The 19,075-nt window shown below is 63.3% G+C and carries 29 protein-coding genes; 19 read left to right on the plus strand and 10 right to left on the minus strand.

Translation table 11 applies throughout. From position 1 onward, the window contains the following. From ACSHT2_RS01510 to ACSHT2_RS01525, 4 genes are all read left to right on the plus strand, one after another. Positions 1-723 (plus strand): ABC transporter ATP-binding protein, encoded by a 723-nt coding sequence (locus tag ACSHT2_RS01510; protein ID WP_440640074.1) that lies wholly within the window; start codon positions 1-3, stop codon positions 721-723. A 184-nt stretch (positions 724-907) separates the two neighbouring features. Further along, on the plus strand, positions 908-1,189 hold the full coding sequence (locus tag ACSHT2_RS01515; protein ID WP_440640075.1) for a hypothetical protein: 282 nt from the start codon (positions 908-910) through the stop codon (positions 1,187-1,189). Between the two features lie 231 nt (positions 1,190-1,420). Then, complete coding sequence (locus ACSHT2_RS01520; protein WP_440640076.1) at positions 1,421-1,627, plus strand: hypothetical protein; 207 nt, start codon at positions 1,421-1,423, stop codon at positions 1,625-1,627. Positions 1,628-1,699: 72 nt separating this feature from the next. Then, the gene (locus ACSHT2_RS01525; protein ID WP_440640077.1) at positions 1,700-2,020 is read left to right on the plus strand and encodes a hypothetical protein; all 321 of its coding nucleotides are present in this window, start codon (positions 1,700-1,702) and stop codon (positions 2,018-2,020) included. A 22-nt stretch (positions 2,021-2,042) separates the two neighbouring features. On the opposite strand, the gene ACSHT2_RS01530 is transcribed toward ACSHT2_RS01525, so the two are convergent. Then, on the minus strand, positions 2,043-2,387 hold the full coding sequence (locus ACSHT2_RS01530; protein ID WP_440640078.1) for a DMT family transporter: 345 nt from the start codon (positions 2,385-2,387) through the stop codon (positions 2,043-2,045). Between the two features lie 360 nt (positions 2,388-2,747). Here ACSHT2_RS01530 and ACSHT2_RS01535 point away from each other — a divergent pair, with 360 nt between their 5' ends. Further along, a complete protein-coding gene (locus ACSHT2_RS01535; RefSeq protein WP_440640079.1) occupies positions 2,748-3,389 on the plus strand; it encodes an FMN-binding negative transcriptional regulator in 642 nt (213 codons plus the stop codon). A gap of 40 nt (positions 3,390-3,429) precedes the next feature. After that, entirely contained in the window at positions 3,430-4,248 is an 819-nt protein-coding gene (gene pdxY, locus ACSHT2_RS01540; protein WP_440640080.1) for a pyridoxal kinase, read from the plus strand. A gap of 4 nt (positions 4,249-4,252) precedes the next feature. Here pdxY and ACSHT2_RS01545 read toward each other — a convergent pair whose 3' ends face one another. Continuing rightward, positions 4,253-5,560, minus strand: coding sequence for a hypothetical protein (locus ACSHT2_RS01545; RefSeq protein WP_440640081.1), 1,308 nt, complete (start codon positions 5,558-5,560; stop codon positions 4,253-4,255). Positions 5,561-6,056: 496 nt separating this feature from the next. Here ACSHT2_RS01545 and ACSHT2_RS01550 point away from each other — a divergent pair, with 496 nt between their 5' ends. The 3 genes from ACSHT2_RS01550 (at position 6,057) to ACSHT2_RS01560 (ending at position 7,810) form a co-directional block, all read left to right on the plus strand. After that, positions 6,057-6,260, plus strand: coding sequence for a hypothetical protein (locus ACSHT2_RS01550; RefSeq protein ID WP_440640082.1), 204 nt, complete (start codon positions 6,057-6,059; stop codon positions 6,258-6,260). A 169-nt stretch (positions 6,261-6,429) separates the two neighbouring features. Next, the gene (locus ACSHT2_RS01555; RefSeq protein WP_440640083.1) at positions 6,430-6,684 is read left to right on the plus strand and encodes a hypothetical protein; all 255 of its coding nucleotides are present in this window, start codon (positions 6,430-6,432) and stop codon (positions 6,682-6,684) included. A 205-nt stretch (positions 6,685-6,889) separates the two neighbouring features. Beyond that, positions 6,890-7,810 (plus strand): DMT family transporter, encoded by a 921-nt coding sequence (locus ACSHT2_RS01560; protein WP_440640084.1) that lies wholly within the window; start codon positions 6,890-6,892, stop codon positions 7,808-7,810. Between the two features lie 6 nt (positions 7,811-7,816). Here the strand turns inward: ACSHT2_RS01560 and ACSHT2_RS01565 are convergent, their stop codons facing one another. Further along, positions 7,817-8,167: a zinc ribbon domain-containing protein YjdM gene (locus tag ACSHT2_RS01565; protein WP_239623355.1), complete on the minus strand. Its 351-nt coding sequence runs from the start codon at positions 8,165-8,167 to the stop codon at positions 7,817-7,819. Between the two features lie 110 nt (positions 8,168-8,277). After that, entirely contained in the window at positions 8,278-8,451 is a 174-nt protein-coding gene (locus ACSHT2_RS01570; protein WP_018644642.1) for a hypothetical protein, read from the minus strand. Between the two features lie 169 nt (positions 8,452-8,620). Between ACSHT2_RS01570 and ACSHT2_RS01575 the strand changes: the two genes are divergently transcribed. The 6 genes from ACSHT2_RS01575 (at position 8,621) to ACSHT2_RS01600 (ending at position 12,011) form a co-directional block, all read left to right on the plus strand. Continuing rightward, entirely contained in the window at positions 8,621-9,073 is a 453-nt protein-coding gene (locus ACSHT2_RS01575; RefSeq protein WP_440643021.1) for a pyridoxamine 5'-phosphate oxidase family protein, read from the plus strand. Between the two features lie 121 nt (positions 9,074-9,194). Then, positions 9,195-9,554, plus strand: coding sequence for a c-type cytochrome (locus ACSHT2_RS01580; RefSeq protein WP_440640085.1), 360 nt, complete (start codon positions 9,195-9,197; stop codon positions 9,552-9,554). A 212-nt stretch (positions 9,555-9,766) separates the two neighbouring features. Then, positions 9,767-10,171, plus strand: a complete 405-nt coding sequence (locus tag ACSHT2_RS01585) for a VOC family protein (protein WP_440640086.1) — start codon at positions 9,767-9,769, stop codon at positions 10,169-10,171. A gap of 70 nt (positions 10,172-10,241) precedes the next feature. Further along, on the plus strand, positions 10,242-10,883 hold the full coding sequence (locus ACSHT2_RS01590; RefSeq protein WP_440640087.1) for a cell envelope biogenesis protein TolA: 642 nt from the start codon (positions 10,242-10,244) through the stop codon (positions 10,881-10,883). A 160-nt stretch (positions 10,884-11,043) separates the two neighbouring features. Continuing rightward, positions 11,044-11,337 (plus strand): hypothetical protein, encoded by a 294-nt coding sequence (locus ACSHT2_RS01595; RefSeq protein WP_440640088.1) that lies wholly within the window; start codon positions 11,044-11,046, stop codon positions 11,335-11,337. 395 nt (positions 11,338-11,732) lie between these two features. Further along, a complete protein-coding gene (locus ACSHT2_RS01600) occupies positions 11,733-12,011 on the plus strand; it encodes a hypothetical protein (protein WP_319329575.1) in 279 nt (92 codons plus the stop codon). A gap of 103 nt (positions 12,012-12,114) precedes the next feature. On the opposite strand, the gene ACSHT2_RS01605 is transcribed toward ACSHT2_RS01600, so the two are convergent. Further along, the gene (locus ACSHT2_RS01605; RefSeq protein ID WP_440640089.1) at positions 12,115-12,819 is read right to left on the minus strand and encodes a transglycosylase SLT domain-containing protein; all 705 of its coding nucleotides are present in this window, start codon (positions 12,817-12,819) and stop codon (positions 12,115-12,117) included. An 82-nt stretch (positions 12,820-12,901) separates the two neighbouring features. Then, on the minus strand, positions 12,902-13,684 hold the full coding sequence (locus ACSHT2_RS01610; RefSeq protein ID WP_440640090.1) for a class I SAM-dependent methyltransferase: 783 nt from the start codon (positions 13,682-13,684) through the stop codon (positions 12,902-12,904). A 108-nt stretch (positions 13,685-13,792) separates the two neighbouring features. On the opposite strand from ACSHT2_RS01610, the gene ACSHT2_RS01615 reads away from it, so the two are divergent. Continuing rightward, positions 13,793-14,059, plus strand: a complete 267-nt coding sequence (locus tag ACSHT2_RS01615; protein WP_440640091.1) for a DUF2312 domain-containing protein — start codon at positions 13,793-13,795, stop codon at positions 14,057-14,059. A 165-nt stretch (positions 14,060-14,224) separates the two neighbouring features. Here the strand turns inward: ACSHT2_RS01615 and ACSHT2_RS01620 are convergent, their stop codons facing one another. After that, positions 14,225-14,917, minus strand: a complete 693-nt coding sequence (locus ACSHT2_RS01620) for a DUF1236 domain-containing protein (protein WP_440640092.1) — start codon at positions 14,915-14,917, stop codon at positions 14,225-14,227. A gap of 478 nt (positions 14,918-15,395) precedes the next feature. On the opposite strand from ACSHT2_RS01620, the gene ACSHT2_RS01625 reads away from it, so the two are divergent. From ACSHT2_RS01625 to ACSHT2_RS01635, 3 genes are all read left to right on the plus strand, one after another. Next, on the plus strand, positions 15,396-15,701 hold the full coding sequence (locus tag ACSHT2_RS01625; RefSeq protein ID WP_271530521.1) for a GlsB/YeaQ/YmgE family stress response membrane protein: 306 nt from the start codon (positions 15,396-15,398) through the stop codon (positions 15,699-15,701). 69 nt (positions 15,702-15,770) lie between these two features. Further along, positions 15,771-16,007, plus strand: a complete 237-nt coding sequence (locus tag ACSHT2_RS01630) for a hypothetical protein (RefSeq protein ID WP_271530522.1) — start codon at positions 15,771-15,773, stop codon at positions 16,005-16,007. Further along, the gene (locus ACSHT2_RS01635) at positions 16,008-16,169 is read left to right on the plus strand and encodes a GapR family DNA-binding domain-containing protein (protein ID WP_440640093.1); all 162 of its coding nucleotides are present in this window, start codon (positions 16,008-16,010) and stop codon (positions 16,167-16,169) included. A gap of 293 nt (positions 16,170-16,462) precedes the next feature. Here the strand turns inward: ACSHT2_RS01635 and ACSHT2_RS01640 are convergent, their stop codons facing one another. From ACSHT2_RS01640 to ACSHT2_RS01650, 3 genes are all read right to left on the minus strand, one after another. Further along, a complete protein-coding gene (locus tag ACSHT2_RS01640) occupies positions 16,463-16,978 on the minus strand; it encodes a ParB N-terminal domain-containing protein (protein ID WP_440640094.1) in 516 nt (171 codons plus the stop codon). A 327-nt stretch (positions 16,979-17,305) separates the two neighbouring features. After that, positions 17,306-18,148: a hypothetical protein gene (locus ACSHT2_RS01645; protein ID WP_440640095.1), complete on the minus strand. Its 843-nt coding sequence runs from the start codon at positions 18,146-18,148 to the stop codon at positions 17,306-17,308. A 29-nt stretch (positions 18,149-18,177) separates the two neighbouring features. Continuing rightward, the gene (locus ACSHT2_RS01650; protein ID WP_440640096.1) at positions 18,178-18,984 is read right to left on the minus strand and encodes a hypothetical protein; all 807 of its coding nucleotides are present in this window, start codon (positions 18,982-18,984) and stop codon (positions 18,178-18,180) included. Positions 18,985-19,075 lie beyond the last annotated feature (91 nt).

A 19,075-nucleotide genomic window follows, 5' to 3' on the forward strand; every position in this document is an offset into this window, starting at 1 on the left:
ATGGCGGTTGCAACGGCGGATCGTCCACTGGTCCGGCTCGATCGCATTTCCAAGCACTTCGGCGAAGGCGAGACCCGCGTCGACGCTCTGCGCGACGTGTCGCTCGACGTCTATCCGCGGCAAGTGGTCGCGCTGCTCGGACCGTCGGGTTCGGGCAAAACCACGCTTCTCAACATCATCGGCTGCATCCTGGATCCATCGTCGGGCTCGATGGAGCTCGACGGAACGACGGTGCTCGCGGATGGTCGCTGGCTGAGGCCAAATCTCAGGCAGCTCAGACTGGACAAGATCGGCTTCATCTTCCAGTTCCACAATCTGATCCCGTTTCTCGACGCCACGGACAACGTCGCGCTGGTGCTGCAGCTCGCAGGGACGGACAAGGCGGCGGCCCGCAACCGCGCCCTCGAATTGCTCGACTACCTCGAGGTGGGGCATCGCCGGAGGTCCATGCCGGCCAAGCTCTCGGGCGGCGAGGCGCAACGCGTTGCCATCGCCCGCGCCCTCGCCAACCGGCCGCGCATCATCCTGGCCGACGAGCCGACGGCCGCGCTGGATTCAAAGCGCGCCGCGATCGTGATGGATCTGCTCCGCAAGGTTGCCGTCGAACAGGAGGCCGCGATCATCGCGGTCACGCATGATGAGAAGATCTTCAATCGATTCGATCGCATGTTCGGCCTGCGCGACGGCCGGTTGGAAACGGATGTCGATATTCCGAACCTCTGACAGACACTAGACTAGCGTTCCCTGGAAAGCCCGGCCTCGTGCCGGGCTTTGTGCGTCGGCACGGCCTCAGGTTCCCTGCGCGTACAATTTAAGAAAGATCTTCGCGGGCAGATTTCATCGATCGTAAGATGTGTACCCAAAGATGTAAGCATCCACTCGGGGCAGCGGGGCACGGGAGGATGAGATGAGACAGAGCCAGGCGGAGACGCGCCGTCAGCAAAATGTCGCGAAGCGGTCGATGACCAGGGAGGCGAAGCAGCTGACCGGACTGATTGCCGGATTGCGTAAATCCCTCGAAACGATCCACAAGGAACGGACGAGCACAAAGCTCACGGGTGCCGAGATGGGTTTGCTCGACGAGCGCCGTAACAATCTGCTGCTCACCATTGCAGCCCTCGATGACCGCCTCTCGGCGGTGCAGGGCCTGATCAATCTCGGCCGTCCCCACATTATCCGCGTGCACTAAAGCGCGATGAGATTTGGATGAATCGTCATCGCGCTTCAGGTCGTTTTTTACGCATGATCTTTCCGGAAAACCGCTCCGCACCTTTCCGGGTCATGCTCTAGCGCCGATCCGACGCAGCAGGATCGGCTCCGTTGCCGATGGCACGGAGCCGGCCATACCGTCTGCGGATGGCACCAAATTGCCACGCTCCCGGCGAATTGCCGCCAAAGCCCGCTGCCACGACGAGGTTGGGTGCAGGGCGACGCAAGGGGATGCGAATTGGCCTACAAAATGGTCGCAGAACGCGACAACGAGAAGTACAGCTTCGCCCGCGAGAGCCGGTTGGTCATCGTGGCGAAGGCGAAAGTGTGGGCGAGCGAGGGATGGCGGGTCGTCATCACCGACCAGGACGGCAAAGCCTACGCCCCGCCCGAATTCGATCAGCTGTCGGCGGCGTGATCGCGAGACGGGCGAGGGGACGACAATTTGACGTCGCTGTTTCGATCTTGGTGCGACCTGATCGCGCCCCCGATGACGCTTGCAGCCGCCGCAATGCTGACGGCGACGGTCGCAGCCGCGCAAAATCTCGACGCTGGCAAATCGCCCGCGAAGCTCTTTGCTGACGGCTGCGCGACCTGCCATCGCAGCCCGCGCGGCTTGGCCAAGGGCCGCTTCACCCTGACGCTGTCCTGGTTCCTGAAGGACCACTACGCAACCAGCGTCGACTCGGCCAGGGCGCTCGCCGCCTACCTCGTGTCGGTCGATGAATCGCCGCCCCGGGGTGCGGCCAAGGCTGGCGCAAAGCCGCCTCGATCCGCGCCGCGTCAGCCTAAGCCGGTGCAGAGCCAGTAGGCGCGCCGGCATCGGGCCGGCATCAACGCACCGTGGTCTCCGAGAACAGGTTGATGACCACGACCCCGGACACGATCAGCGCGATGCCGACGAAGGCTGCGGCGTCCAGTATCTGGCGGAACAGCACGAAGGAGACGGTGGCGGTCAGGATGATGCCGACCCCGCCCCATATCGCATAGGCGATGCTCAACGGGATGACCCGGATCGCCACCGACAGCGCGTAGAACGAGGCGACGTAGAACAGCACCATCGCCAGCGTCGGCCAGGGACGGGTGAACTGGACGGACTGCTGCAGGAGCGCCGACGCGGTGACCTCGAACACGATAGCGAGGGCAAGAGCCGTATAGGCGTTGAAGACGGAGCTCATGCGGAGACTAGGCCGACGATGGCTGACATATGACGGCGCATATCACGCGGGGGTGACGAGCCTGCGACAGCTTGGAGCGCGGCGCAAAGGCTCTGTCGGTCAGCCCGGATGACCAAGCCGCCGCGCGATGAATCGCGCAGCGGCTCCGTGACATAGCGGCGGTCAAACGTGGCTACAATCGATCCGCACCGAAAGCTCGACGTCGTCGGCGAAGGCCGTGTCCTGCGCCTATCTTGCGAGGTTGTCGCGGCGCTGAGGGATTGCTGGCATCGGCGTTCGAAGGTTGATTGTTATTCAGATTTCGGGGGATTATGGGTTAGCCTCGCCGCGTTCGTCATCCATTCATCGAGTCCCCACGCCATGCACGTTCTCCGCGCCCAGTTCCGCATCGAGACGCAGCGCGCGCTGGAATTTGCCGCATCTCGCGGCTTCGGCGTGATCGTGGCGGCGGACGAGCGCGGGCCGCGGGCCTCGCACGTGCCATTCGTGCTGACCGAGCGCGGCGGGCACACTGTCGTGCAGATTCACTTCACCGCCAAAAATCCGCTTGTGGCGCTGGCCGATGGCAGCAGACGATTTCTGCTGATCGTTACCGGCGACGATGCCTATGTCTCCAACGACTGGTATGCCTCACGCGACAACGTCTCGACCTGGCTTTACGAAGCAGTGCACCTGTCGGGCGTGGCCCATCTGCGTGGGCTCGACGACAACCGCGGACACGGCGATGCGCTGCTCGCAGTCTCCGAGGCGCGCTTACCGAAAGAACCCTGGGACCTCGCGCAGATGGAGCCGGGCAAGCGCGAGAGCATGCTGGCTGCGATCCGCGTCGTCGATCTCGTGGTGGATGAGGTCGAAGGGCAGGCCAAGCTCAACCAGCACAAGAGCGATGCTGACCATGTCGCGGTCGCCAATCGATTGGCGCGGTCGGAGGAGACGGGTCACCGGCGGCTGGCGCGCAAGATGCAGGCGCTGCGGCAGGGGCTTGGATACGAGATGCCGTAACGCTTGCCTCGCGCAACGTTTGACCTTACGGACCTTCCTCATGCTCGTCATCTCCATTCAGAGCCAGGTGGTCCACGGCCATGTCGGCAACAGCGCGGCTGCCTACGCCATGCAGGCGGAGGGCGTGAACGTTGCGGCGGTGCCGACGACGCTGCTGTCAAACCATCCGCGCTACCCCAGCCTGCGCGGGCGGGTGCTGGAGAGCGACCTCGTCGCTGATCTCCTGAAGGGCGTCGAGGAGCGCGGCCTGGTCGACGAGGCTGCGGTGCTCGTCACCGGCTATTTGGGCTCGCCGGGCAATGCTGCCGTGATCGCCGATTTCGTCGAGCGGGCGCTCGCGCGGAATGCGAAGCTCGTCTATCTCTGCGATCCCGTGATCGGCGATGACGGCCGCGTCTATGTCGCGGACGGCATTTTGGATGTGGTTCGGCACCGGCTGCTGCCGGCGGCAAACCTCACGACGCCGAATCAGTTCGAGCTCGAGCTGCTCTCCGGTCTCACGATTGCCGATGCCCAAGGGCTCCGCGCAGCGTGCTCCGCGCTGGCAGGGGCGGGCCACATCGACGTGGTCGCGACCGGCTGCACGCTCGCTGACACGGCGGTGGGGCAGGTGGAGACGATCCTGTGCACGGGCGGGCGATTGTCGCGCTTTGCGACGCCGCGCCTGCCGATCCGTCCCTACGGCACCGGCGACCTCCTCACCGGGCTGATCGCGGCGCATCTGGCCAAGGGCGAAGCGATCGAGTCGGCCGTACGGCTTGCGGTCGACACGATCTTCGCGGTGCTGGTGCGCACGCAGGAAGCCGGCTCCGCCGAGATGCGGCTCGTGCCGTTGCCGAAGCGCGGGCCCGACGCCTGACGGTTCAGGTCGCGGGCTTGAGGGCCGATTGCGCCGACTTCTGCTGCTTGGCCGGGGTCTTCTGCTCGCGTGCGGCGTGCGCCTTGGGCGGTTTGGCGCTGGCGGCAGCCCGCGTCTTCTTCGGCTTGACGTTCGCGGCTTCCTTGCGGTCGGTCGCAACGCCGCGGCGCGAGATGTATTCCCGGCCGTCGATCGGGCCGACATGCGGCGGATCGCGGTCGAGGTAGGGGCGGCCGATGCCGAACGCCTTGCCGTTGGCATCGACCCATTTCCACAGGATCTCGGTCGAGACCCAGCGCTGCGCGCGGTTGTTGCCCTGAGTGCTGACGATGTCGGCCGCCATGCCGTGGCCATAACCGCCGCGCGTGCTGCCGCCATGATAGGAGCGGTCGGAGGCGGCCTTGAGGCCGCTCGCGATCGACTGGCGATAGTCGTCGCGGAACGCGCTGGTGATGCCGGGCGACAGGCCGGCGGCTTCGGCCGCGAGCAGCGTGCGGAACAGCTTCTTCTTGAAACTCTTGTCCATGCCGCCGATGACGTAGTCCATCATCGACATGCCGGCGCGCTCGGCCGCCTTCGGATCCTTCCAGGTGAAGTCCTGATCGACCAGCTTCGTGAAGCTGCGCATCACCGTGACGGTCTTGCCCTTGCGCTTGACGGTGACGGCGCGCCGCTCCTGAACCTTGATCGTGTCCTCCTTGGCGGTGCGCTGATAGAGCGCCCAGAGGTAGCGGTCGATGCAGGCCTCCATGACGAAGCATTCGTCGAGCACGGCGACGGTATCGGTCGGCGGCGATGCCTTGCTTGCGGGCGTGACGGGGCCGCTTGCGATTGCCGCAGGCGACAGTGCGTCCGTCGTGACGATCTCGGTGGGATCGGCGGCTGCGAGCTTGACGGGCTCCGGCGCGGGAGCAGGGGCAGCCTCGCTGACGATGGCTTCCGGTTCAGGCGCAATCTGCGGTGCGGGCGCCGCCTCCGTCGGCAGGATCAGTGCCGGGTCGGCCGAAGCGAGCTTGATGGCCAAGGCGAGCCCCTCCGGCGTTTCCTGCGCAGTCGCCGCCGGGGCAGGCGCCGCAGCGACGGCGGCGGCGATGTCGGCGGTCAAGGCTATGCCGTCCTCGATCGTTGCAGCGCGCGGCACGTCGGCGAGGTCAAGGCGACTGACATCCTTGACGTGCGAGACGGCAGCCACATTGGCACCGCTGTTCTCGATGAGGGCAGGCGCATAGGCGGAGAGAGACAACACCAGCCAGCCGGCGAGAACGGCCGAGGGACACGATACCGCCACCAGAAGAGACCGCCGATCGTTCATGATCCCTGCCTCCAAACGGTTCTGTCCGAACCATCTTGTTCGAACAGTCATGATGCAAACAGTTGACGAAACAGTCTTGCACGGAAAGGCACGCAGCGAGTCGATTGTTCGGGGGACGGTGTGGCGGCGCAATGGCGCAAATCAGCGGATGTGGGCTTTTCGAGGCAGGTGTTGCCGAGTTGCAACGCGGGTTCCATGACGGTTCCAGCGTGTGTCGGCACCACAACGACGGCAAACGCAGCATTGCCGTCACATTGCGGCGATCGCATTTGCGCAATCTGAATTCGCTCCACAGCGATCGAGTATAGCGTCGATGATCGCAGCCGCGTCTCGCGCCATCATCGAGATCATCTACGCCTCGGCACCAGTCTCGGCGAAAAGCTGTAGTCGCAGGCAACCGCTGCAACGCTCTTCTTCAGTTCGCCTCTCTCCTCGGCGCGGTGTCTTGCCCGAGGCCCTGCCGCAACTTTGCGGTCGCTGCTGCGTTGGAGGCGCCATGACGCATCCCACGCTTCGTCCCATGGACGCCTTCGATCCCACCGAGCCCGCCATCCTGCACGATCGACTTTCGGACACGATCATTACCTGGACCGCCGATCAGGCCGATGACTACCGCCGTGCCAGCAGGCCCGGTGGAGATGGAACCGTGGCCTGGAAGACCTATCTCTTCGATGGCTGGGGCAATGTGCTTGGTGGCTGAGTACCGCCCGCGGAAACGCCATGTCGCGGCCAGCGTGATTCGCCCAAGGCCCTGTACGCATTAGGCATATCGCCATGCGTCGCGCGCGCTGTTGCGATGCAACAAAGTATATCGCAATGCAGCAAATTGGGCCTAAATATGCTCCGACCTTCACCTTCGGAGCATCACCATGAACAAGAAGACTTTGACGATCGCCGCCGCCATCCTGACGGTCGTGGGCGGCACCGCCGCCTTCGCTGCCGAGCTGCCGACCTACGAGGCCAACGGTCTGCCGGTCTCTCCGCTGCAGGTGCGCGTGCTCGGTGCTGCGCATGTCGAGCAGCAGGTCGCCGCGCCCACCACGATCGCCTCGGTCCACCAGGCGAAAGTGCTCAGCCCCCGCAAGGTGACGACTGCGGACGTCACCACGGGCGCGGCCCGCTAAGCCTGAGTTTGCTTGAGGCAGCTGGGCCTCGCGCAGAGCGAGGTTCAGCGCTTCGGGCGGCCACTGGCATCACGACGCCGCATGCGCATTGCGCCGGCGGCCATCACGGTTCTGCGCGGCTCCGCGGCATCGTCGCGATGCCTGCGTGCCAGCCCTGCAGCCGCGTGGGTTGAGCGGCTCAGCGCGCCGACATATCGCTTGATCCATGGATCAGCGGACGAGCGGCGCTGACGCTCTCACTCAGAAGAACGATGCAGCGCCGGCGCTGCTCGGCGTGGTCTGCGGCCTTGCCGCGGCGCTGTTCTGGGCGCTCGGCTTTGCCGCCACGCGGCACGGCCTCAAGGTCGGCTTCACGCCGGTCGATCTCCTGGTGCATCGCTATGTCTGGTCGGGGATCGCGTTCCTGCCGCTGGTCGCGCGTGCGGGCATCTCCGATCTCTGCGGCATCGGCTGGAGCAGGGGCCTCGTGCTGATGGTGCTCGGCGGCCCCGTGATGTCGCTGATCTCCTACAGCGGCTTCCTGTTCGTGCCGCTCGGCCATGGCAGCGTGATCCAGCCCTCTTGCGCGACGCTCGGCGGCCTGCTCCTCGCGGCGCTCGTGCTGAAGGAACGGATCTCCGCCTCGCGGCTTGCCGGCGCGCTCGTCATCGTCGGCGGCCTCGGCGTGATCGGCGCGGAATCGATCGGCCATATCGGGGCCGACGGCGTGCAGGGCGATCTGATCTTCGTGCTTGCCGGGTTCATGTTCGCCGGCTTCGGTGCGATGTTGCGCCGCTGGCGCGTCTCGGCCGTGCCGGCTGCGCTCGTGATCAACGTGCTGTCGCTGCTGCTGGTGCCGGTCTACGTCGCGACCGTCGGCCTCGCCCATATTGCGGCCATCGGCGTGACCGAGAACGCGATCCAGGCGCTGGCGCAGGGCGTGCTTGCCGGGCCCGCCGCGCTTTATCTCTACGCCGTCTCGGTCCAGCGTCTCGGCGTTGCCCGCGCCGCGGTGTTTCCGGCCTGCGTGCCGGCGCTGACGCTGCTCACCGGCTGGCTGCTGCTCGGCGAGCCGCCGACGATGTTGCAGACGGCAGGGCTCGTGACGGTGCTGTGCGGATTCTATCTGGCGCAGCGGCAAAGCTAGCGGACCTTACGCCTTCCGCACGAACTCCGATTTCAGATTCATCGCGCCGATGCCGTCGATCTTGCAGGCGATGTTGTGGCCGTCGCTGGCGTCCTGCAGACGGATGTTGCGCACCTTGGTGCCGCCTTTGACCACCGAGGACGAGCCCTTGATCTTGAGATCCTTGATCACGATGACGCTGTCGCCGTCGGCGAGCACGTTGCCGTTGGCATCGCGCACGCCGGCATCTTGCGCCGTGTCCGCGGCCGCTTCCGCCGTGCCGCTCCATTCATGGCCGCATTCCGGGCAGACCCAGAGATCGCGGTCCTGATAGGCGTGCTCGGAGTTGCAGGCCGGGCATTTCATCGTGTCGGTCATGTCTGTCTCGTCTCAACGGTTCGTTCGCGGCGCGACCGTAGAGGCGGGAACCGGGAAAGCAAGGAAAAGCTGCAAACCTCGCGGGCAGCGCCTCGCCTGCCGGTGCGATGTCACCGAAACAGCGCGACGAAGATCACGTAGAGCCAGCCCAGGATGCCGTGGATGATCGCCCACAGGATCGAATGGTTGTTGGTGTAGGAGATCGCGATGGCGAGCGCCGAGCCGAATCCCACGCCGTATTTCGCGCCCTCGACGCGGACGCCATAATAGCGGTTGCCGTTCATGGTGATGCCTCCTGAACCGTTGGATCAGCGCAAGCCTATGCGGTCGCCGTGATCCTGGCGAGCGGCATGATGAATGAGCCAACGTCGCCCGCGCGGGGTTGAGTTGCGTCAACGGCATTGCGCGCGAGGGGCGTATCCTTTTGTGGAAATGACCGCCGGAGGCAGCGCGATGGACGACACCCTCAGACAAAAAATCCAGGCCCTGCTGGACCAGCACCGCACGATGCGGATCGCAACCGTTCGCCCGGATGGCTGGCCGCAGGTGACGACCGTTGGCTATGCCAATGAGGGCTTCACCATCTACTTCCTTTGCGGCATCGACAGCCAGAAGGCGCAGAACCTGTCCCGTGACGACCGCGTCTCGCTGGCGATCGACGACGACCCGGCGGAAGTGTTGGAGATCACCGGCCTGTCCATGGCGGCGCGGGCGGTGGCCGTGACCGATCCGGTCGAAGCCGAGAAGGCGATCACGCTGCTGATGGCGCGCTATCCCGAGCAAAAGGCCTCCGGCCTCAGCGTGCCGAAGCCTTCCGAGGTGCGGCTGATCCGCCTCACACCGACGGTGATCTCGCTGCTCGATTACTCCAAGGGCTTCGGTCACACCGAGCTTGTGACGTGCTGAGGAGGCGGGGGCAAGCTTGCGAAGACGAGCGGTCATCCGCTTCTCCCTTGATGCAGATCAACTCGGCCTTTCCATGCAAATCTAGCTTGGTGCGATGATTCAATCGCGGTGAGGTCTGGCCATGTCGCACACTGTTCGAATCTACATCGGCATCGTCATCCTGATCATCCTGTCGGCGCTGTTTCTCTTCAGCGTCGTCCACACCGCCGCGGGGGCCTCCAGGTCCAGCTCGCGCACGATCGCGGAGGGACATCGCCTGGCGCGGGCCTGGTGCCAGACCTGTCACGCCGTCGAGCCGCACATGATCGGAGTGTTCGACGAGGCCCCGGGCTTCCAGGCCATCGCGGACCGGCACGGCACCACCGCGCTGTCGCTCAAGGTGTTCTTGAGGACCAGCCACCAGAACATGCCGAACCTCGTGATCTCGCCGGAGCAGGCCGACGCGCTTTCGGCGTATATCCTGAGCCTGAGGGGCGATTGAGGGCCCGGGCAGACAATATCTGCGAAAACAACCCCATGCACAGTAGACATCGCCATGGAATCGCTCGGGATTTGATTTGACTTCGGCGATACCGAATTTCGTTTGCGCCGTCGGGCAAAACAGGCGCATGATGTCACGGTGGAGTCCCCTCGACGTCCGGGCGTTCGGTGCGTAGCTTCCGCTGATCCGGAAACCTCGCCGACGAGCCCGCCATGACCTTCCTCCTCAACATCGACGTCCCGGACGTCGGGACAGCCACGACCTTCTACACCGAAGCCTTCGGCCTGACGGTCGGCCGCCGCTTCGGCGCCGACTTCGTCGAGCTGCTCGGCTGGCCGGCGCCGGTGTATCTCCTGACCAAGCAGGCCGGGACGGTCGGCGCCGGCGGCGACCGCCGCCGTTACGAACGGCACTGGACGCCCGTGCATATCGACGTCGTCGTTGACGACGTCGACGCCGCTGTGGCGCGTGCGCTCAGTGCGGGTGCGATCCTGGAGGCGCCCGCGCGCGATGCGCCCTATGGCCGGATCGCGATGCTGGCCGATCCGTTCGGGCACGGGTTCTGCCTGCTGGCGTTCAGCGAGAAAGGGTATGACGCGTTGTTGGGGAGCTCGTAGTCCGGATGGAGCGCGAGCATATTCCGGATTACGCTCGCCAGCGGAAAGCGACGCCGAAAACCGGAGCGACATGCCAAAGAAACTGAAGACCTACCAGACCTCGCTCGGCTTCTACGATCAGGCGATCGCCGCACCCTCGATGAAGGCGGCGCTGCAGGCCTGGGGCGCCAGCTCCAACCTGTTCCATCAGGGCGCAGCGAAGGAGACCGACGATCCCGATATCGTCGCGGCGACGATGGCGAAGCCGGGTGTCGTGCTGAGGCGGCCGGTCGGCTCGGACGGCCCCTTCACCGAGAGTGCGGAACTGCCGACCGATCTCGGCGAAGGCGAGGGCAAGTCCGAGCGCAAGACCAAACGCAAGCCCAACAGCAAGTCCACGAAACGCCCGGCCAAGACCGCAAGGAAGCCGTCCCGCAAGATCGACGATCAGGCCGCGCGCAAGGCCGCGGCGGCGTTCGAGAAGGAGGAACGGCGGCGCGAGGCTCAGCGCCGCAAGGAGGAGGCCGCCCGCGCCAAGCAGCGCGCGCGCCGGGACAAGGCGGTCGCGACCGCGCAGGCGGCGCTGGACAAAGCGAGGCGGGAGCACGAAGCGCGCACCGAGGACATCGAGGCGGAGCGCGCTGCGCTGGATGCGCGCGCCGAGGCCGAGCAGGGCCGCTGGGACACGCAGCGAATGAAGCTGGAGCAGGCGCTACGTCTCGCGCGCGAGTAGGGCTCGCGCAAGGGCTGATCCACCGTGCATCGTCTCGCTCCGGCAGCGAGATCGCGGTTCCATCCCTATATGAGCTGACGTCCCATATAGGTCTGCCATGCCTGAAAAGCCGTCGAAATCCGCAAGTCCGAAATCCGCAAGTTCGAAATCTTCAAGTCCGATGATCGCCAGAGCGCGCCGCGCGGCGCCGGTTTTGGTGTGCCGGAAGTGCCTGAAGCGCAGCGACGAGGGCCGCGACGTCAGGCGTGCGCTGAAGTCCGATCTGAAGGCGAGCAAGCGCGACGGCACCAAGCCGGCCAAGCTGGTCATGACCGGATGCTTCGGCCTTTGCCCGAAGAATTCGATCGTGCTCGCGAGCGGCGCCAGCCTGACGCGGCAGGAATATGTGCTGGTGGCGGATCGCGATCAGGTGCCGCGGGCGCTCGCGCTGTTGGACGGCGAGCGCGGCGAGTGACGCTCGCAGGCGCTGACGCGGGGCCGCTGCGATCGATTCGAGCAAGCGCCTCGTCCTTCGAGACGACCCGCTTCGCGGTCTCCTCAGGATGAGGCTCTTCAGCATCTGTAGGAGGAGGCTCATCAGCATCGGTGCCCGCTGAAACTGCTGCCGCGCACTCGCTCCTCATCCTGAGGGCCCGCCGAAGGCGGGCGTCTCGAAGGATGGCCGCAGGGAGAAGCTCTCATATGCGATAGCCTCTTTCGGCCGAGGCAGCCTGGATTGCTTCGCTTCGCTCGCAATGACGGAGGGGCTTTGCAAAGGGCCGGCATCGGTCATTCCCGCAAAGGTCGCGCGCAAATTCGCTTGCCTTGCCGCCCGTCCTTTTGCACTCTGGCGGCAAGGAGACCAATGCAATGAAGAAAATGACCATCGCCTATGCGCTCGGAACGGCCCTGGTGCTGAGCGGCCTTGCAACATCGGCTGCCGAAGCAAAGCCGCGGAAGCAAGTGGTTCGTGCACCGCAGGAGAGGCTGATCGTCACGGCGCCGGTGCTGAGGCCCACGCCGTGGGATTACAACATCGTTCCGCGCTATCGCTATCGCCCGGAAGACGACAAGGTCGATCCCTACGGTCCGCCGCTGGTGCCGTCTTATGTTCAGTATGAGGGATGGCGGTGGCCGTATTGGTGGTAGAGCCGGCCACTCGCGTGGTCTCGTAGCCCGGATGAGCGAAGCGATATCCGGGGTGCTTCGGCAACAGAAGTCCCGGATGTCGCTTCGCTCATCCGGGCTGCGCCTAACCGCCCTCATTCGCGGCTAGCCGCAGAAACTGCCGCTTCATCGCGTTGACCCTGGCGAGGTAGCCCGCGACGAGGTGATCGCCGCAGCGCTCGCCCGCGATCATCTGAAACTTGCGCCGCGCATAGTCCGCTGCGGGGCCTGCGCCGCAGAGATGGATGAAGGCGGCCAGATCCTGCTTCTGCTGCGCGCTTGCCTTCGCATCGCCCGCGAGCGTGAGAACCATGGCCACCTGGCGGTCCAGATACACCGAGGCCAGCTCGACGGCATGGCTCGGGATCGCGCGGACATAGAGGAAAGTCGGCCCGCAGCCGGTCTGCGTGACCGCATTGCCGCGAACACAGAACCGCGCGGCCTCCGCGAAAGCCGGGTCGGTCATCTGGAACAGGCCGACGGCGCTGGAGGCGGGCCGGTAGATCGCCATCGGATTGAAGCTCCATCGCCAGCGCCAATAGGTGCGCGCCACCGGATTGCCTGAGCTCTCGACCTGCGCCAGCGCGGCCAGCAATTCCGGCCTGATCGTCGCGGTGGAGTAGCCGCGGAAGAGGGCCCCGTATCTCGCCCAGGTCTCGGCCGGCTCCTTGTCGAGGGCGTGTCCGACGACGGCAAGGAGTTCGGTCGGCTTGCGGACGACGTGATAGGCGATGTTCAGGAGCGCGAGGGCCGCAAGCAGAATCACCGCAAGGGTCGCGATCCGAACCATTCGCGGCGCTCGGGCGAATGTCTTGCGCACCCACCGAGCGCCCCGCCGGGCGTTGCGAACGAATCTCCGTCTCGCCACATCTTCAGCCCGGCTTGCGTCCGCTGATCGCGTGGGCGCGGGCGCTGCAGGTGATGCGGCCGTCCGTGCCGGCGCCGAGATGCGTCCTCACGCGCTGCGTGAGCTGGGCGACATCGGCCGCCGCCATGGCCGCGATCACCGGGGCGATGGAGGGGGACCTCGTCTCCACGCTCCAGAACTCGTCGAAATCGCGGAACGTGCGCTGCACGGTGATGTCGCGGGTTTCGATCTGCTGCAGCCCGGCCGCGCGCCAAAGATCCTGAAGCGCAGCAAGGGTGGACACTTCCATATGCGGCGGACGCGTCGGCGATAGCCCCATCGCGTGCATCTCGTCGACGATCGGATCGAGCGGAAATCCGCCGCCCAGCATGTCCCACATGTAGGTCGCAACCAGGCCGCCGGGACGGACCACCCGCGCCAGTTCCGCGACACCCTTCGACGGGTCCGGCACGAACACGAGAACCAGTGCCATCACCGCGACATCGAAACTTGCGGCGTCAAAGGGCAGTGCCATGGCGTCGCCCGTTTGAAACACGGCGACGCGCGCACCGGGGCGCGTGCGTGCAAAGGCGAGCTGTCCCTCCGAGGGATCGATGCCCTGCACGTCGCTCGGGGCGCAGCGCGCCACGATGAGCTCGGTGAAGGCGCCACTGCCGCAGCCGACGTCGATCCACCGCAGCCCTCGTGGCGGCCTGAGCCAGTCGAGAAAGACCTCGCCGACCGAACGGCTCCAGACTCCCATCATCTGCTCATAGGCGGCGCCGTCATCGAAGCGAAGCTCGGCCATGGAACGGCTCCCTCGGAGTTTTCAACAGGCACTGCGCGGGCAGCGAGGTTAACACATTGGTCATTTCTTTGCGGTCATTTTCACGACCTCACTCAGCAAAGAGGCACCATGTCCGACATCACCATTCCCGGCGGCAAGATCCGTTCCTTCGTCGAGCGGATCGAGAACCTCGACAGCGAAATGCAGGAGTTGAGCGAACAGAAGAAGGAAGTCTTCGCGGAAGCCAAGGGCGAGGGTTTCGACGTGAAGATCCTCAAGGAGATCGTCAAGCTGCGCAAGGAAGACAAGAACGAGCGCGACGAGCGCGAAAGCCTGCTCGACCTCTACATGCGCGCGATGGAGACGGCATCGCCGGAGCAGGCGAAAGCGGCGTGAGACGATCGGGTTGATCGGGGAGGAGAGGTGGCCGCGATCTGTGGATTGCGGCTATCACTTCGGCGCGGCGAGGCGAGAGTGGCCTGGTGGATCGCCTCGGGCGGAACGACGAAAGGGCGGCTATGGGCCGCCCTTCCGGTTTGCGCGTGAGTCGTCGGGTTGAGCTTAGCCCTCGATGATATAGACGATCTCGTGGGTGTGCGGACGAAGGATGACGTACCTGCCGTGCACCAGGATGAACTCGTATCCGCGCCACTCCGGATAGATTTCGACGATACGGCTCGGCAACGCATGATAACGGACGCTTGTCGGGACGACGGTGCCGATCGACAGGTTGAAGTTCACGTTGGTGACTTCCTCGACCTTCTCCTGCTTGATGGCCGAACTGATCTGGGTCCGCTTTTCGGCGGGAGGTGCAGCGACTGCCGTGGTCGCGGCATTGCCGGTCGTCTTGCCTTCGGGCGCGGCAGACTTGCTCTCGGCGGTCGGCGTCTTCAGGTCCTTCGATGTGGTGGCGGAATCGGTCGCCTTTGTCTTCCCATCGGCCTTCATCTCGCCGGTCGTCTTGCTGTCGGCGGTCGACTTGGTTTCTGAAGGCGAATTCTTCACGTCCTTCGACGTGGTCGGCGGCGCCATTCTTTCCGCGGCCTTCGGCTTGCCGTCGACCTTTGCGTCGCCGAGGTGCTTTGCATCGGGCGCGCCCTTTGCTGCGGGCGCATTCATCGGTGCCGCTCTGTCAGCTTTCGGCGAAACGGCGTCGGGAGATTCCGAACCCTTTGCTCCGCCCTGAGCCATCGCAAGACCGGTCGCTGCAAACAAGGCCGCGACGGCGACGGAAGCCATCAAAGTATGTTTCATCTGATTTTTTCCAATTCAATTGAGTATGATGCCGACGAAGGTCAGCCATGGAGAGCAAACGGCCCCGACCGGCTGAAGTTGCTTTTCTATTTCTGGTTTAATCAGGGCCGATGCGTCGCTATCGTAAACGCCGCAAAAACCGGAAAAACCGTGACGTTCGCGGTCTCATTTACGGCGCGGGCTCGGACGCAATCGACATATTCAAATATAAGTTGTGTGCGGAGGAACCGTTAGCCCTTGCACCTGTTGAGCCGATGATCCGGTGCGCAGCGGGATCGAACTTCCGGTCCTGAATCCCTGCAGCGATAAAAAATCCGTATTCGCCTTGCCGGAGCGGCTCAGGCACGACGCCTTTATCCTCCGTGCGTGCCAACTGGAAACTGTCCGGACGGCGCGATGCGGCAATGCGATTCAGATCGGCCGCAGACCGGCTTGCGCAGACCCACCGTCATTCGGACCAAACGATTGAGGTAGCAAAATGCACATGTCCACCGAAAGCCTGTTGGTCATCCTCTTTGTGGGCCTCGTCGCCGGCTGGCTGGCGGGCCAGATTGTCCGCGGCACCGGCTTTGGGATCGTCGGTGATATCATCGTCGGAATCCTCGGCGCGTTTGTCGGCAGCTGGTTGTTGCCTCAGCTCGGCGTGCATCTTGGCAGCGGCATCATCAGCGCGATCGTCAACGCCACCATCGGCGCGGTGCTGCTGCTCCTCCTGGTCCGGCTGCTCCGCGGTGGCGGTGGATGGGGAAGCAGCTGGCGCGGGAGCTGGGGGCGGCGCTGGTGACCCATGTTCACAGCGCCATCGCGTGCCGGCGATACGCGGGCGCGCGGTGACCTCCGGATTTGTGCCACCATGCTAGACTTTTCAAATGCATCATTTTCGCCTGAAACGATCGACGTCATGAAAGCTGCGCTGGAGGCGGCGGTGGCATCTCTGCCTGCCCCGGTCGGCTCCGCGCATGTTCAGGCGATCGCGGAATCGATCCTCCGCACCGCGAAGGAGGGCGAGCGAGACCCCATGGTCCTGCAGCGCATGGCGTTGATGGAGCTTCAGATCTCGACGCGTTGTGATGCCGGTTCCCGAACTTGAGTGCTGGCACCAAGGGCGAGGGGTTTTGACGTCAAGATCTTCAACGAGATCATCAAGCTGCGCAAGGAAGACAAGAACGAGCGCGACGAGCGCGAAAGCCTGCTCGACCTCTACATGCGCGCGATGGAGACGGCACCGCCGGAGCAGGCGAAGGCGGCGTGAGACAGCCAGGTTGATCGGTGAGGGAGAGATGGCCGCGATCGAAAGGATTGCGGCCGTCATGCGGTGGCAACCACGCAAGATGGAGCGCAGCGGAACTCACCGTCATTCCGGGGCGCGCGAAGCGCGAACCCGGAATCCATAGCGCCACGCGTCGTGCCGCCCGATGGATTCCGGGCTCGCGCCCAAGCGGGCGCGCCCCGGAATGACGGCGCAAAGGGTGTCTTCGTCGGAACGGCGGCGCGCAGGATGGGTTTGGCTGCCGCTCTACCCATCCACTCAACCGGAGCCCGCCATCAATAGCGGCCGCCGCTGCCCTTTTGCTGCGTGATCCAGTCCGACAAGGTTTTCGGTGGCGATTTCGCAGTCCGGCCCGGTGATGCCTTCGGATTGTCGCGGACGCCTTTCGCCGGACGGCTGCGCGGCGCTTGCGTTGCGCCAGCGCCCTTCAAGGCCGCCGTCGATGCCTCTGCGGCTTCCTTTTCGAGGCGCAACTGTTTCAATCGCGCCATCTTGATGCGCTCGGCCTCGACCTCGGGTCGTTCGGACAACAGCGGCTTGTGTTGAGCAAGCTCGGCCGGGACCAGGACACCGAGAATGGTCGTCTCGCCGAGCGCCTTGCAGGCCTCTAACCGATGCAGTCCCTCGACGAGAACGAGGCGGTCTCCGTCCAGCCGAACGGAAATAGGGGCCTGTTGTCCGATGTCCAGAATACTTTCCGCGATCTCTCCGACGATCTCCGGCTTGATAGCTTTCTTCTGCTTCGTGGGAACGAAGATATTCTCGATCGGGAAGCTTTCCGGTTTGGGCATAACTTTACTCCGCTTCTACCGGGCCCGTCGGAACCCATGCCGGTGGTGTCAGGAGTTTAGGAGGGAAGGGCTCGACCGCAAAGGTAATTCTGGCGGCACGTAATGCGTAGGATGGATAGAGCGAAGCGAAACCCATCAATGCCGTGCGGTAAAGAGCGATGGGCATCGCTTCGCTGCACCCATCCTACGATCTGTCCACCAAACGCCAGGCGACGTCGCAGATCGAAGCGAGGAAATTTCGTGCACTGCCACCGTAATTCCAATGCTGGGTTTCGCTCTGCTGCACCCAGAGCAGACGCCTTACCTCATTGCGACGAGCTTATAAAGCTAGGGGACAAAGGTAGCCTTTATTTTCTCCCAGCGTCCCAGCGCACGGAATCCGCTAAGCCACCGCTCATACTCCGCATGGTCGGGCAATGCGCCCTCAGCTTGGGCTTTTGACCAATCTGCATCCCGCATTTTGGGGAGTCCAAGCCAATATCGCCACATGTGCCGACGACGAAGCGAATTGCCATACTGTACTAACTCGTAGGCCAGGATGCGGGAGAAGAAGATGCAATCGTCGGTTTGCCTGTAGATCGCATCTACATTCGTCGAATAACGCTCGTCGATATGCCCGTTCTGCATTCTAATGCCAAAGTAGAGAGCTGCGACATCTTCATCTGTCTTGTTTGATCGATTGCGGATCTCATGCGCAAGTTCGGTACGCGACTCCATAGCTTCGGACAGGCCCTCGATACTCGATGCGAGATCAACGAGAGCAACTAAGCCGCGTCCACGTATAGATGTTTTTTCGAAGACGGTCTTCTTCAGTTCGTCAATCGGCACCAACATCGGCGATAGGGTTTGAAAATCAGCTTGAAATACAAATCGACCGCGCGCTTGCATGGGTCGCCGCATAAACTCTTCGTGTTCCCTCTTCACCTGATGGAAGCGTTGCTTCATAGATGCCACGTGCTGCAGCTTTAATGCGATAAACTTGTTGGAGATCGAGAAGCATAGCGCAAGTGCGGTGCTTAGCGCATTTAGTTCAGCGACAACGGCTCGTTTCGTAAATGATCGGCTTGCCACCCAACCGCCCACAAAAGCGCCTAGGCCGGCTGTAACGAAGGCGGTGCCCCAGCCGTCCTTTGGAGCCGCTTGGTGGAGAAATTCGGAAAGGATCGACATCTGTTTGCTCGAAGGTCGCTGCAAGAAGCTTAGAATGGTGGAGCAAGTGACAGCCAATTTCGGATGGATATCCAGGCAAGCTCCGCGTTCTCGATAATTAAAGGTAAAGCTGCGATTTTGCTCTCGATGTTTGTAGCGATAGCGAAGGGGGCCTCCGAGATAGCCTTTATGGCAATTTTGTTGGATAAGTCGACGATGCCATCGATTGTCTTGCGAAAGATTCCTGCCTGTTTTTCGGCCTCGTCCCTTCTGGGGCTGTCGGTCAAAAAGATAAGGTTTAACTGTTGAACATTGACTCTCAACTTTCGAAAATGGATGTCTAATGGGGACGAAATCGTTTCGGGAGGATTGTTGTGACCAATTCCCGGCGTCGCGGACGCAGAATTGTTCTGGTCGAGGATCTCCTCTAAATCGCGCAGCCGTGTCAGAATTTCTTGACGAAGCTCTAACTCTTTAGATTGGCCGATGTCTGACCAAGTGTTGAGATCACGGCTCTGATCGTTAGCCTCTTCAAGATCATCCGTTCGAATGGGCGCCCAATCGTAGATGCCGTCTTCTTGGACCTTCTCAACGGCATCCTCAACTTCAGCATCCGAGAGAATTGACGCGAATTCGTTCCCAATTTCATCGGCCGCGTCGTAGGGGCCTCCCCAGATGTACTGGTAGCCACCCTCGCGGGTTTCATAGGGAGTCTCGATGGCGGGATCTTGGAATCGTTGCAAGAACCAAGAAACTGCGACTTCAATTCGCTTTTGCTTGGGCAGCTTTTTTACTTGGCTGGCTGTCCAGCTAATCGAGGGATCGTCTATCCAATAGCGCTTGCTATTTCGACGCATTGCGGTCGGGGCTTTGCTGTGTAGTGCTTGATTTCAAAGGGTATCTACTTGACGTAGTGAAAAGGGCGACCTTTAGGCCGCCCTTCCTGGA

The sequence above is a fragment of the Bradyrhizobium sp. PUT101 genome (assembly GCF_052043945.1).
Lineage (GTDB): Bacteria > Pseudomonadota > Alphaproteobacteria > Rhizobiales > Xanthobacteraceae > Bradyrhizobium.

What these genes read in the sequence shown, in the direction of transcription:
- ACSHT2_RS01615 (WP_440640091.1), top strand. Translation starts at nt 13,793, where the DNA reads ATGTCCGACATCACCATTCCCGGCGGCAAGATCCGTTCCTTCGTCGAG.
- ACSHT2_RS01550 (WP_440640082.1), top strand. Translation starts at nt 6,057, where the DNA reads ATGACGCATCCCACGCTTCGTCCCATGGACGCCTTCGATCCCACCGAG.
- ACSHT2_RS01535 (WP_440640079.1), top strand. Translation starts at nt 2,748, where the DNA reads ATGCACGTTCTCCGCGCCCAGTTCCGCATCGAGACGCAGCGCGCGCTG.
- ACSHT2_RS01545 (WP_440640081.1), bottom strand. Translation starts at nt 5,560, where the DNA reads ATGAACGATCGGCGGTCTCTTCTGGTGGCGGTATCGTGTCCCTCGGCC.
- ACSHT2_RS01630 (WP_271530522.1), top strand. Translation starts at nt 15,771, where the DNA reads ATGCTAGACTTTTCAAATGCATCATTTTCGCCTGAAACGATCGACGTC.
- ACSHT2_RS01575 (WP_440643021.1), top strand. Translation starts at nt 8,621, where the DNA reads ATGGACGACACCCTCAGACAAAAAATCCAGGCCCTGCTGGACCAGCAC.
- ACSHT2_RS01555 (WP_440640083.1), top strand. Translation starts at nt 6,430, where the DNA reads ATGAACAAGAAGACTTTGACGATCGCCGCCGCCATCCTGACGGTCGTG.
- ACSHT2_RS01650 (WP_440640096.1), bottom strand. Translation starts at nt 18,984, where the DNA reads ATGCGTCGAAATAGCAAGCGCTATTGGATAGACGATCCCTCGATTAGC.
- ACSHT2_RS01515 (WP_440640075.1), top strand. Translation starts at nt 908, where the DNA reads ATGAGACAGAGCCAGGCGGAGACGCGCCGTCAGCAAAATGTCGCGAAG.
- ACSHT2_RS01570 (WP_018644642.1), bottom strand. Translation starts at nt 8,451, where the DNA reads ATGAACGGCAACCGCTATTATGGCGTCCGCGTCGAGGGCGCGAAATAC.
- ACSHT2_RS01580 (WP_440640085.1), top strand. Translation starts at nt 9,195, where the DNA reads ATGTCGCACACTGTTCGAATCTACATCGGCATCGTCATCCTGATCATC.
- ACSHT2_RS01605 (WP_440640089.1), bottom strand. Translation starts at nt 12,819, where the DNA reads ATGGTTCGGATCGCGACCCTTGCGGTGATTCTGCTTGCGGCCCTCGCG.
- ACSHT2_RS01610 (WP_440640090.1), bottom strand. Translation starts at nt 13,684, where the DNA reads ATGGCCGAGCTTCGCTTCGATGACGGCGCCGCCTATGAGCAGATGATG.
- ACSHT2_RS01510 (WP_440640074.1), top strand. Translation starts at nt 1, where the DNA reads ATGGCGGTTGCAACGGCGGATCGTCCACTGGTCCGGCTCGATCGCATT.
- ACSHT2_RS01640 (WP_440640094.1), bottom strand. Translation starts at nt 16,978, where the DNA reads ATGCCCAAACCGGAAAGCTTCCCGATCGAGAATATCTTCGTTCCCACG.
- ACSHT2_RS01645 (WP_440640095.1), bottom strand. Translation starts at nt 18,148, where the DNA reads ATGTCGATCCTTTCCGAATTTCTCCACCAAGCGGCTCCAAAGGACGGC.
- ACSHT2_RS01525 (WP_440640077.1), top strand. Translation starts at nt 1,700, where the DNA reads ATGACGCTTGCAGCCGCCGCAATGCTGACGGCGACGGTCGCAGCCGCG.
- ACSHT2_RS01565 (WP_239623355.1), bottom strand. Translation starts at nt 8,167, where the DNA reads ATGACCGACACGATGAAATGCCCGGCCTGCAACTCCGAGCACGCCTAT.
- ACSHT2_RS01590 (WP_440640087.1), top strand. Translation starts at nt 10,242, where the DNA reads ATGCCAAAGAAACTGAAGACCTACCAGACCTCGCTCGGCTTCTACGAT.
- ACSHT2_RS01595 (WP_440640088.1), top strand. Translation starts at nt 11,044, where the DNA reads ATGATCGCCAGAGCGCGCCGCGCGGCGCCGGTTTTGGTGTGCCGGAAG.
- ACSHT2_RS01530 (WP_440640078.1), bottom strand. Translation starts at nt 2,387, where the DNA reads ATGAGCTCCGTCTTCAACGCCTATACGGCTCTTGCCCTCGCTATCGTG.
- ACSHT2_RS01600 (WP_319329575.1), top strand. Translation starts at nt 11,733, where the DNA reads ATGAAGAAAATGACCATCGCCTATGCGCTCGGAACGGCCCTGGTGCTG.
- ACSHT2_RS01560 (WP_440640084.1), top strand. Translation starts at nt 6,890, where the DNA reads ATGGATCAGCGGACGAGCGGCGCTGACGCTCTCACTCAGAAGAACGAT.
- ACSHT2_RS01620 (WP_440640092.1), bottom strand. Translation starts at nt 14,917, where the DNA reads ATGAAACATACTTTGATGGCTTCCGTCGCCGTCGCGGCCTTGTTTGCA.
- ACSHT2_RS01625 (WP_271530521.1), top strand. Translation starts at nt 15,396, where the DNA reads ATGCACATGTCCACCGAAAGCCTGTTGGTCATCCTCTTTGTGGGCCTC.
- pdxY (WP_440640080.1), top strand. Translation starts at nt 3,430, where the DNA reads ATGCTCGTCATCTCCATTCAGAGCCAGGTGGTCCACGGCCATGTCGGC.
- ACSHT2_RS01585 (WP_440640086.1), top strand. Translation starts at nt 9,767, where the DNA reads ATGACCTTCCTCCTCAACATCGACGTCCCGGACGTCGGGACAGCCACG.